Source organism: Yinghuangia sp. YIM S09857 (assembly GCF_051388915.1).
GTDB lineage: Bacteria > Actinomycetota > Actinomycetes > Streptomycetales > Streptomycetaceae > Yinghuangia.
The window spans coordinates 408,916-422,043 of sequence record NZ_JBPKBH010000007.1 but is presented as its reverse complement, the minus strand read 5'-3'; the positions used below and the strand labels follow the sequence as shown (position 1 = coordinate 422,043).

14 protein-coding genes are annotated in these 13,128 nt (G+C 70.0%); 7 read left to right on the top strand and 7 right to left on the bottom strand.

Translation table 11 applies throughout. The features are described 5' to 3' along the window. Window positions 1–20: 20 nt before the first annotated feature. The 3 genes from ACRX5S_RS18155 to ACRX5S_RS18145 are packed head-to-tail and all read right to left on the bottom strand — an operon-like array spanning window position 21 to window position 2,546. The gene (locus ACRX5S_RS18155) at window positions 21–1,019 is read right to left on the bottom strand and encodes an aldo/keto reductase family protein (protein WP_436773982.1); all 999 of its coding nucleotides are present in this window, start codon (window positions 1,017–1,019) and stop codon (window positions 21–23) included. Window positions 1,020–1,041: 22 nt separating this feature from the next. Further along, on the bottom strand, window positions 1,042–1,932 hold the full coding sequence (locus ACRX5S_RS18150) for a class I SAM-dependent methyltransferase (protein ID WP_436773981.1): 891 nt from the start codon (window positions 1,930–1,932) through the stop codon (window positions 1,042–1,044). Window positions 1,933–1,955: 23 nt separating this feature from the next. After that, a complete protein-coding gene (locus ACRX5S_RS18145) occupies window positions 1,956–2,546 on the bottom strand; it encodes a DUF3043 domain-containing protein (RefSeq protein WP_436773980.1) in 591 nt (196 codons plus the stop codon). Between the two features lie 177 nt (window positions 2,547–2,723). Here ACRX5S_RS18145 and ACRX5S_RS18140 point away from each other — a divergent pair, with 177 nt between their 5' ends. Together ACRX5S_RS18140 and pspAA are read left to right on the top strand one after the other, a co-directional pair. After that, window positions 2,724–3,554: a PspA/IM30 family protein gene (locus ACRX5S_RS18140; protein ID WP_436774064.1), complete on the top strand. Its 831-nt coding sequence runs from the start codon at window positions 2,724–2,726 to the stop codon at window positions 3,552–3,554. 2 nt (window positions 3,555–3,556) lie between these two features. Further along, window positions 3,557–3,835 carry a PspA-associated protein PspAA gene (pspAA, locus tag ACRX5S_RS18135; protein ID WP_436773979.1) on the top strand — a complete coding sequence of 93 codons (279 nt, stop codon included), beginning with the start codon at window positions 3,557–3,559 and terminating at the stop codon, window positions 3,833–3,835. A gap of 98 nt (window positions 3,836–3,933) precedes the next feature. On the opposite strand, the gene ACRX5S_RS18130 is transcribed toward pspAA, so the two are convergent. Continuing rightward, window positions 3,934–4,497 (bottom strand): dihydrofolate reductase family protein, encoded by a 564-nt coding sequence (locus tag ACRX5S_RS18130; protein WP_436773978.1) that lies wholly within the window; start codon window positions 4,495–4,497, stop codon window positions 3,934–3,936. A gap of 210 nt (window positions 4,498–4,707) precedes the next feature. After that, window positions 4,708–5,901, bottom strand: coding sequence for a quinolinate synthase NadA (nadA, locus tag ACRX5S_RS18125; protein WP_436773977.1), 1,194 nt, complete (start codon window positions 5,899–5,901; stop codon window positions 4,708–4,710). 230 nt (window positions 5,902–6,131) lie between these two features. On the opposite strand from nadA, the gene ACRX5S_RS18120 reads away from it, so the two are divergent. Then, the gene (locus tag ACRX5S_RS18120) at window positions 6,132–6,482 is read left to right on the top strand and encodes a HesB/IscA family protein (RefSeq protein WP_235055879.1); all 351 of its coding nucleotides are present in this window, start codon (window positions 6,132–6,134) and stop codon (window positions 6,480–6,482) included. Between the two features lie 268 nt (window positions 6,483–6,750). Here the strand turns inward: ACRX5S_RS18120 and ACRX5S_RS18115 are convergent, their stop codons facing one another. Continuing rightward, window positions 6,751–6,975: a hypothetical protein gene (locus ACRX5S_RS18115; protein ID WP_436773976.1), complete on the bottom strand. Its 225-nt coding sequence runs from the start codon at window positions 6,973–6,975 to the stop codon at window positions 6,751–6,753. 338 nt (window positions 6,976–7,313) lie between these two features. On the opposite strand from ACRX5S_RS18115, the gene ACRX5S_RS18110 reads away from it, so the two are divergent. Then, window positions 7,314–8,291 carry a carbohydrate kinase family protein gene (locus tag ACRX5S_RS18110; RefSeq protein ID WP_436773975.1) on the top strand — a complete coding sequence of 326 codons (978 nt, stop codon included), beginning with the start codon at window positions 7,314–7,316 and terminating at the stop codon, window positions 8,289–8,291. A 102-nt stretch (window positions 8,292–8,393) separates the two neighbouring features. Here ACRX5S_RS18110 and ACRX5S_RS18105 read toward each other — a convergent pair whose 3' ends face one another. Further along, the gene (locus ACRX5S_RS18105; RefSeq protein WP_436773974.1) at window positions 8,394–9,824 is read right to left on the bottom strand and encodes a cysteine desulfurase/sulfurtransferase TusA family protein; all 1,431 of its coding nucleotides are present in this window, start codon (window positions 9,822–9,824) and stop codon (window positions 8,394–8,396) included. Between the two features lie 265 nt (window positions 9,825–10,089). Here ACRX5S_RS18105 and ctaC point away from each other — a divergent pair, with 265 nt between their 5' ends. Genes ctaC through ACRX5S_RS18090 form a run of 3 tightly spaced genes read left to right on the top strand, consistent with a single transcriptional unit; the run spans window position 10,090 to window position 13,084 of the window. Further along, window positions 10,090–10,977 (top strand): aa3-type cytochrome oxidase subunit II, encoded by an 888-nt coding sequence (ctaC, locus tag ACRX5S_RS18100; RefSeq protein WP_436773973.1) that lies wholly within the window; start codon window positions 10,090–10,092, stop codon window positions 10,975–10,977. Continuing rightward, entirely contained in the window at window positions 10,974–12,689 is a 1,716-nt protein-coding gene (gene ctaD / locus ACRX5S_RS18095; protein ID WP_436773972.1) for an aa3-type cytochrome oxidase subunit I, read from the top strand. Before ctaC ends, ctaD begins: the two co-directional genes overlap by 4 nt. Further along, window positions 12,686–13,084 carry a cytochrome c oxidase subunit 4 gene (locus ACRX5S_RS18090; RefSeq protein WP_436773971.1) on the top strand — a complete coding sequence of 133 codons (399 nt, stop codon included), beginning with the start codon at window positions 12,686–12,688 and terminating at the stop codon, window positions 13,082–13,084. Before ctaD ends, ACRX5S_RS18090 begins: the two co-directional genes overlap by 4 nt. The last annotated feature ends 44 nt before the right edge of the window (window positions 13,085–13,128 follow it).

Sequence of the window (13,128 nt, the reverse complement as noted above, 5' to 3'; positions counted from 1 at the left end):
CCCCCCCCGACTGCCCCGGCTCAGGGCCGGGACGCGGGGCTCTGCGTCAGCGACGCGTCACGCTGCACGAAGGGCTCCAGGATCACGTCGATCTTCGTCAGCAGCTCCTCCTCCAGCTTCACGCCCGCCGCCTTGACGTTCTCGGTGACCTGCTCGGGGCGCGAGGCCCCGATGATCGCCGCGGACACGTTCGGGTTCTGGAGCACCCACGCCACCGCGAGCTGCGCCATCGTCAGCCCGGCGGCGTCCGCCAGCGGACGCAGCGACTGCACCGCCGTGAGCAGCTCATCGCCCATCATCCGGGAGATGAAGTCCTGACCGCCCTTGTCGTCGGTCGCGCGAGAACCGGCCGGCGGCGGCTGCCCCGGCAGGTACTTGCCGGTCAGCACACCCTGCGCGATCGGCGACCACACGATCTGGCCGAGCCCCAGTTCCTCGCTCGCGGGCACGACCTCGGTCTCGATGACGCGCCACAGCATCGAGTACTGCGGCTGGTTCGAGATGAACGGCACGCGCAGCTCGCGCGCGAGGTCGGCGGCCGCCCGGATCTGCTCGGCGTTCCACTCCGAGACGCCGATGTAGAGGGCCTTGCCGGAGCGCACGACGTCGGCGAACGCGAGCATCGTCTCTTCGAGCGGCGTCGAGTAGTCGAACCGGTGGGCCTGGTAGAGGTCCACGTAGTCGGTGCCGAGGCGCGTCAGGGACGCGTCGATCGACTCCATGATGTGCTTGCGGGACAGCCCGCGGTCGTTGCGGCCGGGGCCGGTCGGCCAGTAGACCTTGGTGAAGATCTCCAGGCCCTCGCGGCGTTCGCCGTGCAGCGCGCGGCCCATGACGGACTCGGCGCGTGTCTCGGCGTACACGTCGGCGGTGTCGAAGGTGGTGATCCCGGCGTCGAGGGCGGCGCGCACACAGGCGAGCGCGGCCTCCTCCTCGACCTGGGAACCGTGCGTCAGCCAGTTGCCGTACGCGATCTCACTGATGACCAGACCACTGCGGCCGAGGTGTCGGAACTCCATGGGCACCAGCCTATGCCGGGCCTCAGCGGACGGTCTTCTCACCCACCAGGTGCAGCGTGGCGGCGATGCCGCGGTACGGGTCGCCCCGCCCCGCCTCCTCCTCGACCGCGACCAGGTTCTGCCAGGTCTTTCCGCCGCGCGGCGGTGCGGGCTCCTCGGGGCGCAGCGCGCTGAACACGCCGACGCCGTACCACGCGAGCACCGGCGCGCCGAGGTCGGCGAGCACCGTCGACAGGCCCTCGGGGGAGTCGGTGCGAGCGCCGTCGGCCCCGCCGAGGTCGCGGGACGCCAGGGCCTTGCGGGTGGCGGACCACTCGCCGGCCGTCCCGGGGCGCATCGCGGCGGCGGCGCCGTTGACCGCGGTGACCGAGAGGAGGCCGCCGGCGTTGAGGATGCGGGCGAGCGCGGCGAGCATCGCGTCCGGCTCGGCCAGGCCCTCCAGGACGCCGTGGCACAGCGCGAGGTCGAAGCTGCCCGGCGAGAAGTGCCGTCCGGCCTCGCTGCCGTCGCCCTCGACCAGCCGCAGCCGGGCGCGGACGTCGTCCGGCTCACCGGCCATGCCGTCGTGCAGCGCGGTCAGCAGCAGGGTGTCGGTGCTCACCGCGGTCACGCTGTGGCCCGCGCGGGCCAGCAGGAGCGCGGGGGTGGCCGGGCCGCAGCCGACGTCCAGGACGGTCAGCGGGCCGCGCGAGCGCAGGCGGACCAGGTGCTCGGCGAGCTGCCGGGACACGATCTCGCGCTGGACGCTCGTGTGCAGGTCCGTGGGCCAGGTGGTCGCGTCGTGCAGGGCGGTCGTCATGGTGCTCCGTCGTGGGGGACTGAGTTCGCCGTGGTCGAGTTCGCCGGTGTCGCCGGGGGAGTGCACGCCGACGGCACCCGGCACCGCGGCACTGCCGTGGCGCGGTGGGGGCACGCCCGTCCCGCGCCTGCTCCGCGTCAGATCTTCTCGCCGCGCTTGACCTGCGGCTTCGGCAGGCGCAGGCGGCGCATTTGCAGCGACCTCATGATGGCGTACGGCGTGCAGCCCTTGAGGTTCGCGTCCGGGAAGCGCTTGCGGAGCTGCTTCTTGAGCGTGAAGTTGAGCCGGAACGAGTCCAGGATGATCAGGACGATCGCGAAGGCCCAGGCGAGCAGCGAGATGTTCTTGAGGGTCGCGCTCGGCATGATGCTCATGATGAGGATGAGCACGGCCGACGGCAGGAAGAACTCGGCCGCCGAGATGCGCGAGTCGACGAAGTCGCGGCAGAAGCGCCGGACGGGCCCCTTGTCGCGGACCGGAAGCCCCCGCTCGTCGCCGGTGACCAGCGCCGTCCGCTGCGCCTCGCGGTCCTCGCGGGCCCGCTGGCGCGCCACCCGGGCGGCTTCCTTGCGGTCCTTCGGCGGGGTCACCCGCGACTTGCGGTTGGCCTGCGCCTCGCTGCGCTTGGGCGTGGGGCGGCCCTTCGGGGCCTCGGGGTCGCGGACCTCCGGCTCGACGGTGACCGTCTCGGGGGCCTCGGACTCTGCCTGGGAACGACGTCTGAACACGCCACCAGGGTACGTGTCCCGGCAAGCCCCTTGGACCCGCGCCCGGCTCCCGGGCCGATCGGCGGTCGGCCCGGTGCTGATGGACTGCCCTCCTGCCGGAAGGTCCATTCGCCATTTAGGCTGGTACAGCGCACAGCTTGCCTACGAAGGGGGCGCGCGAGGCTCATGACCGGCGTTATGAAGCGGATGGCGATGATCTTCCGCGCAAAGGCGAACAAAACGCTCGACAAGTACGAGGATCCTCGCGAAATGCTGGATTACTCGTACCAGAAGCAACTTGAGCTGTTGCAGAAGGTGCGCCGTGGTGTGGCCGACGTCGCGACCTCCCGCAAGCGCCTGGAACTCCAGCTCCGCCAGCTCGAACAGCAGGCGGCCAAGCACGAGGACCAGGGCCGCAAGGCGCTGTCGCTGGGGCGTGAGGACCTGGCCCGCGAGGCGCTGACCCGGCGAAGCGGCATCCAGCAGCAGATCGGCGACCTCCAGTTGCAGTACCAGCAGCTGCAATCGGAGGAGGAGAAGCTGACGCTGGCCTCGCAGCGGCTCCAGGCGCGCGTCGACGCGTTCCGGATCCGCAAGGAGACCATCAAGGCGACCTACACCGCCTCGGAGGCGCAGGCCAACATCGGCGGCGCGATCGCCGGCATCTCCGAGGAGATGTCCGACGTCGGCCTCGCGATGCAGCGTGCCGAGGACAAGACCGCGCAGATGCAGGCCCGCGCCGGGGCGATCGACGAGTTGCTGGCCTCCGGCGCGCTCGACGACCCGACCGGCATGACCAAGGACGACATCACCGCCGAGTTGGAGCGTCTGTCCAGCGGCTCCGATGTCGAACTGGAGCTCATGCGCATGAAGCAGGAGCTCGGTCAGGCTCCGACGCCCGCACCGCAGGCCCTGGGCCAGGGCCGGCCGCAGGCACTCGGCCAGGGCCAGCCCGCCGCCCCCGGTACGCAGACACCGCAGCAGGCCGACCCCGAGTACCACCCGCGGTTCGAGAAGCAAGGGGAGTAGCCATGATCGTCCGCATCATGGGGGAGGGGCAGCTGGACGTCGCGGACGAGCACATCGCCGCCCTGGATCTGCTGGACAACGCGATCGAGTCGGCCGTCGAGGCGGACGACGAGACGGCGTTCCGCGCCGCGCTCGTCGCCCTCCTGGAACGGGTGCGCGAGGTCGGCGCCCCCGTGCCCGCCGACGTCCTCGAACCTTCGCAGCTCATCCTCCCCGCGGCGGACGCGCACGTGGACGACGTCCGCGAGCTGTTCAAGGAAGGCGGCCTCATCCCCGGCTGACCCGGTCCGGTCCGGGCGAGGCCCCAGCGGGCCCGGTGCGCCGCCCGGACAGGCCGGTCGGCTGTGCGCGGCGACTGCGCGCGGTCGTGCGCGGCGGGTCAGTCGCGAGCGCGGCGGTGCCGGAGCATCGTGACCGTGCCGTCGAACGTCCGGGTCTCCACGAGTTCGAGCCGGCGCCGGAGGCCCGACTTCCGCAGCACTGGAAGGCCCCCGCCGAGCAGCACCGGGTGCACGAAGATCCGGTACTCGTCCACCGCGTCCTGCTCCGTCAGGTACGACGCCAGTCCCGAGCCTCCGAAGAGCACCAGGTCCCGCCCCGTCGCCTTGATCGCGGCCAACTCCTCGACGACGTTGTCCTTGATGACGCGCGTGTTCCAGTCCGCCTTCTCCAGCGTGTTGGACACCACGACCTTGTCCGCCGCCCGCCACACGGGCGCGAAGGCGAGGTCGTGCGGGTGCTGCGAGTGCTCCTCGGCGGTGGGCCAGTACGAGGCCATGAAGTCGTACACGACGCGGCCGTAGAGGAAGACCCGGTCGCCGCCGGTCAGCTCGTGCGAGTACTCGGACAGCTCGGGGCCCATGGAGGGCCAGTCGAACTCGCCGTTCGGGCCCTCGATGTAGCCGTCGAGCGACTGGTGCACGAAGTGGATGAGCTTGCCCATGGTGGTCGGCCTGCCTTTGCGTCGGTCGCGGTGCGCCTCGTCGGCGCGCTCTCGACGAGGACGTCGGAGCCGCTCGACGTCTCTCGACATGCTCGACCAAACTTTCCGGAGAAATTTTCCGAGCGGTCCGCGCCGCTCGACAGACACGCGAAGGCCCGGCTCCCGTAGAGCGGGGCCGGGCCGTTCGGAGCGCGTGGTTCCGGTACCGGGCTACGGAAGCGCCAGCATCTGGTTGAGCGCCTGGTTGGCGAACTTCTGCGTGTCGGGGTCGACCTGGATGCGGTTGACGACCTTGCCGTCCACCAGCGACTCCAGCGCCCACACCAGGTGGGGGAGGTCGATGCGGTTCATGGTCGAGCAGAAGCAGACGGTCTTGTCGAGGAAGACGATCTGCTTGTCGGGGTGCGCGTTGGCGAGGCGGCGGACCAGGTTCAGTTCGGTGCCGATGGCCCACGCGCTGCCGGGGGCGGCCGCGTCGAGGGCCTTGATGATGTACTCGGTCGAGCCCACGTAGTCCGCGGCGGTGACCACCTCGTGCTTGCACTCGGGGTGCACCAGGACGTTGACGCCCGGAATGCGGTTGCGGACGTCCTCGACCGAGTCGAGGGAGAAGCGCCCGTGCACCGAGCAGTGGCCGCGCCACAGGATCATCTTGGCGGCGCGCAGTTGCTCGGCGGTGACGCCGCCGCCCGGCTTGTGCGGGTTGTAGACGACGCAGTCGTCCAGCGAGAAGCCCATCTCCAGGACCGCGGTGTTGCGGCCGAGGTGCTGGTCGGGCATGAACAGGACCTTCTCGCCCTGCTCGAAGGCCCACTCCAGGGCGCGCTTGGCGTTGGAGGAGGTGCATATCGTGCCGTTGTGGCGGCCGGTGAAAGCCTTGATGTCGGCCGAGGAGTTCATGTACGAGACGGGCACCGTCACGCCCGCGACGCCCGCGTCGGTCAGGACGTCCCAGCACTCCTCGACCTGGTCGTACGTCGCCATGTCGGCCATCGAGCAGCCCGCGGCCAGGTCCGGGAGGATCACCTGCTGGCCGTCGTTGGTCAGGATGTCGGCGCTCTCGGCCATGAAGTGCACGCCGCAGAAGACGATGTACGGGGCGTCCGGACGCGCCGCCGCCTCGCGCGCGAGCTTGAACGAGTCGCCGGTCACGTCGGCGAACTGGATGACCTCGTCGCGCTGGTAGTGATGGCCGAGGATGAAGACGGAGTCGCCCAGCTTCTCCTTCGCGGCCCGGGCGCGCGCGACCAGCGTCGGGTCGGCCGGGTTCGGCAGGTCGCCGGGGCACTCGACGCCGCGCTCGCTGTACGGGTCGGCGCCGCGGCCGAGGAGCAGCAGCGCCAGCGGGGTCGCCTCGACGCCCGGCGGCAGGTCCAGATCGTTGGTCGCGGTCACGGTGCCCATCCTTTTCGTCTAACTGACGCAATGGATACTACCTCTATTTCGTCGGATTGACGAGAGCGGGTCCTGCTTACACGATTCACGCGACGCGGCTCACAATGCCGGGCCCACCCCGGCACGCGCGGCGGTATGCGACCATGAACGGATCGGGCCTGGAATAGAAACCAGGGCACCGTTCGTTGCGGACGGTGATAGCCGTATCCAGCACCGAACCACCACGTGGGAGCTTCCAGATGACGGTCAAGGACGAGACCACGACCAGTGGCGTCATCCTCACCGATGAGGCCGCGGCCAAGGTCAAGGCCCTGCTCGAGCAGGAGGGTCGCGACGACCTCGCGCTGCGCGTGCAGGTCCAGCCGGGCGGCTGTTCCGGTATGCGCTACCAGCTCTACTTCGACGAGCGCTCGCTCGACGGCGACTCCGTGCAGGAGTTCGGCGGCGTGCGCGTGGTCACCGACCGCATGAGCGTTCCGTACCTCGGCGGCGCGACCATCGACTTCGTCGACACCATCGAGAAGCAGGGCTTCACGATCGACAACCCGAACGCGGCCGGCTCCTGCGCCTGCGGCGACTCGTTCAGCTGATCGGTTTCGTTCACCGACCTGTTCGCGAACACGCCCGCGGCGGCAGCCCTCGTCAGAGGGCTGCCGCCGCGGTTCCGTGTGTACCGGCCGATCCGCGCCCCGCGGGGCGGGAACGGGACCGCGNCCCCCCCCCCCCCCCCCCCCCCCCCCCCCCCCCCCCCCCCCCCCCCCCCCCCCCCCCCCCCCCCCCCCCCCCCCCCCCCCCCCCCCCCCCCGGTTCCGTGTGTACCGGCCGATCCGCGCCCCGCGGGGCGGGAACGGGACCGCGTCAGTCGCCGAACTCGGCGAGCCCGGCGACCATCGCCGATCCGCGCGCCGGGACCTCGACGGCCGGCGCGGTCGGCGAGAACGGCGTCGTCGGCAGCGGCTTGGAGACGTGCGGGGTGGTCCACGACACGTCGATCCGGGCGCAGTCGCCGCGCAGCTCGGCCATCGACTCGGCCTCGGCCTTCAGCGGAAGGTACGAGCGCACCAGGCCGGACGCATCAGACATTGAGCACTCCTCGCGGTGAAGCCCCGAGATCCCCGGTCCTCCCGGGAATCCTGATAAATCGCCGCAAACCTGCGGGCACCCGCCCAGCCTATTTCGCACGCTGCGTGACCGCACCGTCTACCGATGGGTAGTTTCCGGCCGCGCCGCAGGGGCCCGGCCGGGCGCCGTCACGCGACCGCTCCGCACCCGGGTCGCCAACCGTTCCGCAACCGCACGGCAACCGGCTCGTCGCGGCGCGTACCGCACACCCTCCCGCGGCCGGTACCGTGAACGGGCCTTCCGGCGGCCGGGCCCACGCGCCCGCGGCGCCGTCCGCCCCTCATCCCAGGAGCAAGCCCGTGCGCATCGCCGTGACGGGGTCGATCGCCACCGACCACCTGATGACCTTCCCCGGCCGTTTCGCGGACCAGCTCCTTCCCGAGGAGCTGCACCGGGTCTCGCTGTCGTTCCTTGTGGACACCCTCGACGTACGCCGGGGCGGCTGCGCCCCGAACATCTGCTTCGGGATGGGCTGCCTCGGCCTCAAGCCGATCCTCGTGGGTGCCGCGGGTGCGGACTTCACCGACTACCGTTCGTGGCTCGACCGGCACCGTGTGGACACCCACTCGGTGCACATCTCCGAGACGCACCACACCGCGCGCTTCCTCTGCACCACCGACGAGGACCACAACCAGATCGCGTCCTTCTACACCGGCGCGATGAGCGAGGCCCGCGAGATCGAGCTGCGTCCGATCGCCGAACGCGTCGGCGGCCTCGACCTGGTGGTCATCGCCGCCAACGACCCCGAGGCGATGCTGCGGCACAGCGAGGAGTGCCGCGAGCGCGGCTACACCTTCGCCGCCGACCCGTCGCAGCAGCTCGCGCGCATGGGCAAGCACGACATCCGCAGCCTGATCGACGGCGCGACATACCTGTTCACCAACGAGTACGAGGCCGCCCTGATCGAGGAGAAGACCGGCTGGTCCAGCGAGGAGATCCTGGACCGCGTCGGCATCCGCGTCACCACGCTGGGCCCCAAGGGCGTGCGCATCGACCGGCGCGGCGAGGTGGCCATCCAGGTCGGCTGCGCGGTCGAGCGCAAGAAGGCCGACCCGACCGGCGTCGGGGACGCCTTCCGCGCCGGGTTCCTCGCGGGCCTGGCCTGGGGTCTCGACCTGGAGCGCTCGGCGCAGGTCGGCTGCATGCTGGCCACGCTGGTGATCGAGACGGTGGGCACGCAGGAGTACTCGCTGCGCCGCGCGCCGTTCCTGGAGCGGTTCGCGCAGGCGTACGGCGACGCCGCCGCGGCGGACGTAAGCGCGCACCTCACGGTCTGACCGCCGGCCGCCTTCCGGCACCGCCGCGCCGCGGGGCCGGAACCAGCGCGTCGCCGCGTCCGAACCGCCGTGCCGCGGCCGGCCGGTGGCGGCGACCGCCGTTCACGAGCGCCGGACGAGGTAGGCCGTGCCGCCCGCCTCGTCCGGCCGCTCGCCGACGTACTCGTTGCCCGTCATGTCGCACCACGCCGGGACGTCCAGCCGCGCCGCCTCGTCGTCGGACAGCACCGCGACCACCGAGCCGCGCGGCACCTCGCCGATGTGCCGGGCCAGTTCGATGACCGGGATAGGGCAGCGGCGGCCGAGCGCGTCCAGGACCAGCGCGGGGGCGTCGTCCTCCGGCACGGCCTCGCCCGCGGCCGCGTCCAGGACGGCGGCCGGATCCGCCGCGGGCGCCGGTACGCCACCCGCGCCCGTCACCGCCCGCAGGTCCGCCACGATTCCCGGCAGCACCGCCAGGAATCGGTCCACCTCGGCCTCCGGGGTGCCCTGCGGCAGCGAGACGCGCACGTTGCCCTGCGACAACACGCCCATGGCCTCCAGGACATGACTGGGCGTCAGGGTCGACGAGGTGCAGGACGAGCCGGACGAGACCGCGAACCCGGCCCGGTCCAGCGCGGTCAGCAGCGCCTCGCCGTCGACGTACAGGCACGAGAAGGTCACCAGGTGCGGGAGCCGCGCGACCGGGTCGCCCACCACCTCGGTGTCCGGCACAGTGCGCGGGACGCGGTCGCGGATCTTGTCGACGAGCGCGGACAGCCGCCGGTGTTCGTCGTCGGACGACGTCGCCATGGCCCCCAGCGCGACGGCCGCCGCCACGACCGCCGGGACGTTCACGAACCCCGGTACGCGCCGCGCCTCGCGCTCGTCGTACGGCAGTGGCGAGACATACCGCGTGCCCTTGCGCACCACCAGCACTCCCACGCCGGCCGGGCCGCCCCACTTGTGCGCGCTCGCCGCGAGCACCGACCAGCCCTCCGGAACCGCGACGCGCCCGACCGACTGCGCCGCGTCGACCACGAGCGGAATGCCGCGCGCGGCGCACAATTCGGCCGCCTCGGCGATCGGCTGGAGCGTGCCCACCTCGTGGTTCGCGCTCTGCACCGCGACCGCCGCGGTGTCGTCGCGCAGCGCCGCCTCCAGAGCCTTGAGGTCCACGCGTCCCGTACGGTCCACCACCGTCCGGGTGATTTCCCCGCCGCCCGCCTCGTGCAGTTCGGCGGCGTGCAGCACCGAGGAGTGTTCGACCGCGCTCACGACCGCGTGCGCGCCGACGCGCCGCCGGCCCGCGAGCGTGCCGAGCAGCCCCAACTGCGCCGCCTGGGTGCCCGATCCGGTGAAGACCACCTCGTCGGGACGCGCGCCGAGGACCGTCGCGACGGTCTCGCGCGCCGCGTCCAGCAGCATGCGGGCCCGCCGCCCGTCGTGGTACTGCCGCGCGGGATCCGCCCAGCCCTCTTCCAGTGCGCTGAGGAACGCCCCGCGGGCCGCGGTGTTCAGGGGTTCGGCGGAGGCCGCGTCGAAGTACGCCATAGGGGGACGGTAGTCCGCGTTCCGGCCGATACGTGAACCGGGCGTTCGACCACGCGTTCGCGGTGCGCGCCCGGGAACTTCACCCGATCGGACGGCTCATCACATTCCTCTTTTCCGCCACACCGGACCTCGGCGCGCGACCCGAATAGCGCTCCAGTAGGGTTGCCCCGCAGAAACATCCAAACCTGCCCGTGCGACGGACCGCCGGGGGATGAAGTTCCCCGTCAGCACGCCGTTATGGGCGAGACATTCGGGAAGGCGCTACGTGAGTCCCTACGGCTCCGACCGCTCGCCGCGGCGCTGGATGCGGCGCAGGGTGCCGCAGCTGCTGGCTCTGGGCCTCGTCACCGCGACCGCCACCGGCTGCTCCGTCGACTCCAAGGATCTGCCCAGACTCGGCCTGCCGAATCCGGCGACCGAGCAGGGCCACAGGGTCCTCTCGCTCTGGCAGGGCTCCTGGATCGCAGCCCTCATCGTCGGCGCTGTGGTGTGGGGGCTCATCCTGTGGAGCATCGTGTTCCACCGGCGCAGTCGTACGAAGCAGGAGATCCCGCCGCAGACGCGGTACAACCTCCCGCTCGAGGTTCTGTACACGGTGATCCCCGGCATCATCATCGCGGTCTTCTTCTACTTCACCGCGCGTGACGAGACCAAGATCCAGGAAACCACCAAGAGGTCGGATCCGGCGTTCCAGTCGGTGAACGTCATCGAGGTCGTCGGTTTCCAGTGGCAGTGGGCCTTCAACTACAAGGAAGGCCCGATGAACAAGACCGGTGCGGTCTATGACACCGGGTCGACCAAGGACATCCCCACGCTCTACCTGCCGCAGGGCCAGAAGGTGCAGTTCGAGCTGAACTCGCCCGACGTGATCCACTCGTTCTACGTGCCGTCGTTCCTCTACAAGTTGGACGTCATCCCCGGCAAGACGAACAAGTTCGAGATCACGCCCGAGGTCCTGGGGGACTACGACGGCAAGTGCGCGGAGCTGTGTGGCGCCGACCATTCCCGCATGCTCTTCAAGGTGAAGATCGTCACCCCCGAGGAGTACCAGCGTCACCTGGCGCTGCTGAAGGAACAGGGTCAGACCGGGGCCGTTCGCAGCCAGATCAACATGCCGGCCCAGGCTGAGCACACCCCGGGAAGTGAAAAGTGACCATCCTCAACGAGCCACAGAGCGTGGCGGTGGGCGCGTCGGGGGTGCGTCGCAAGAAGGCCCCCGGCAACGCCGTGGTCAAGTGGATGACGACCACCGACCACAAGACCATCGGCAGCCTGTACCTCATCACGTCGTTCGTGTTCTTCTGCATCGGCGGTGTGCTGGCGCTCCTCATGCGCGCCGAGCTCGCCCGTCCCGGCACGCAGGTGATGTCGAACGAGCAGTTCAACCAGTCGTTCACGATGCACGGCACGATCATGCTGCTGATGTTCGCGACGCCGCTGTTCGCCGGCTTCACGAACTGGATCATGCCGCTTCAGATCGGCGCGCCCGACGTCGCGTTCCCGCGGCTGAACATGTTCGCCTACTGGCTCTACCTGTTCGGCTCGATCATCGCGGTGGCCGGCTTCCTCACCCCGCAGGGTGCGGCGGACTTCGGCTGGTTCGCGTACGCGCCGCTGTCGGACTCGATCCGGTCGCCCGGAATCGGCGCCGACATGTGGATCATGGGCCTGGCGATGTCCGGCTTCGGCACGATCCTCGGTGCGGTCAACTTCATCACGACCATCATCGCGATGCGCGCGCCCGGTCTGACGATGTTCCGCATGTCGATCTTCTGCTGGAACGTCCTGCTGACCTCGATCCTGGTCCTCATGGCGTTCCCGGTCCTCGCCGCCGCGCTCTTCGCGCTGGAGGCCGACCGCAAGTTCGGCACCCATATCTTCGATCCGGCCAACGGCGGACCGATCCTGTGGCAACACCTCTTCTGGTTCTTCGGACACCCAGAGGTGTACATCATCGCCCTGCCGTTCTTCGGCATCGTGTCCGAGGTCATCCCGGTCTTCGCCCGCAAGCCGATGTTCGGCTACAAGGGCCTGATCGGCGCGACCATCGCGATCGCGGGTCTGTCCGTCACCGTGTGGGCGCACCACATGTTCGTGACCGGGTCGGTCCTGCTGCCGTTCTTCTCGTTCATGACGTTCCTCATCGCGGTGCCCACCGGTGTGAAGTTCTTCAACTGGATCGGCACGATGTGGAGAGGCTCGTTGTCCTTCGAGACACCGATGCTGTGGACGATCGGCTTCCTCGTGACGTTCGTCTTCGGCGGTCTGACGGGTGTCATCCTGGCCTCGCCGCCGCTCGACTTCGCGGTGTCCGACACGTACTTCGTCGTCGCGCACTTCCACTACGTGGTCTTCGGCACCGTCGTGTTCGCGATGTTCGCCGGCTTCCACTTCTGGTGGCCGAAGTTCACCGGCAAGATGCTGGACGAGCGCCTGGGCAAGATCACCTTCTGGACCCTGTTCATCGGCTTCCACACCACGTTCCTGGTGCAGCACTGGCTGGGCGCCGAGGGCATGCCGCGGCGTTACGCCGACTACCTGGACTCGGACGGCTACACGTCGCTGAACATGGTCTCGACGATCGGCTCGTTCCTGCTGGGCATGTCGATCCTGCCGTTCTTCTACAACGTGTGGAAGACGCACAAGTACGGCAAGAAGATCACGGTGGACGACCCGTGGGGCTACGGCCGTTCGCTCGAATGGGCGACGTCCTGCCCGCCGCCGCGGCACAACTTCACCTCGATGCCGCGCATCCGCTCGGAATCGCCCGCGTTCGACCTGCACCACCCGGAGATCGCAGCCCTGGACTACCTGGGCGACGACAGGCAGGCCGTCTCGGTCAGCAAGGACGGTGGTGAGCGGTGAAGTTCACCGGTGCGCTGATGACGCTGGTCGCGCTCTTCATTCTTCCGGTCACCATCATCTACTGGGTGCTCTCGGAAGACCCGACCGGCACGACGGCCCTGGCCCTGGCCTTCGGTCTGTCGATCATGATCGGCTACTACCTCTGGTTCACCGCGCGGCGCAGCGAGCTGCTGCCGCAGGACAACGAAGAGGGCGATGTCGCCGACGACGCGGGCGAGCTGGGCTTCTTCAGCCCGCACAGCTGGGCGCCGCTGATGCTGGCGACCGGCAGCGGCCTGATGTTCCTCGGTGTCATCTTCGGTTGGTGGCTCTGCTACTTCGGGGCCCCGATCGTCGGAATCGGGCTCTTCGCCTGGGTCTTCGAGTACTACCGCGGAGAGAACCAGAACCAGTGATCCGCTGACGGGGCCGCGCGCCCCGGATCACCCGGCTCACAGCG

Bases quoted from the DNA above. Each gene is read 5' to 3' on its own strand.
- ACRX5S_RS18130 (WP_436773978.1), bottom strand. From the start codon at position 4,497: ATGGGCAAGCTCATCCACTTCGTGCACCAGTCGCTCGACGGCTACATC.
- ACRX5S_RS18115 (WP_436773976.1), bottom strand. From the start codon at position 6,975: ATGTCTGATGCGTCCGGCCTGGTGCGCTCGTACCTTCCGCTGAAGGCC.
- ACRX5S_RS18105 (WP_436773974.1), bottom strand. From the start codon at position 9,824: ATGGCGTACTTCGACGCGGCCTCCGCCGAACCCCTGAACACCGCGGCC.
- ACRX5S_RS18155 (WP_436773982.1), bottom strand. From the start codon at position 1,019: ATGGAGTTCCGACACCTCGGCCGCAGTGGTCTGGTCATCAGTGAGATC.
- pspAA (WP_436773979.1), top strand. From the start codon at position 3,557: ATGATCGTCCGCATCATGGGGGAGGGGCAGCTGGACGTCGCGGACGAG.
- nadA (WP_436773977.1), bottom strand. From the start codon at position 5,901: ATGGGCACCGTGACCGCGACCAACGATCTGGACCTGCCGCCGGGCGTC.
- ACRX5S_RS18120 (WP_235055879.1), top strand. From the start codon at position 6,132: ATGACGGTCAAGGACGAGACCACGACCAGTGGCGTCATCCTCACCGAT.
- ACRX5S_RS18140 (WP_436774064.1), top strand. From the start codon at position 2,724: ATGAAGCGGATGGCGATGATCTTCCGCGCAAAGGCGAACAAAACGCTC.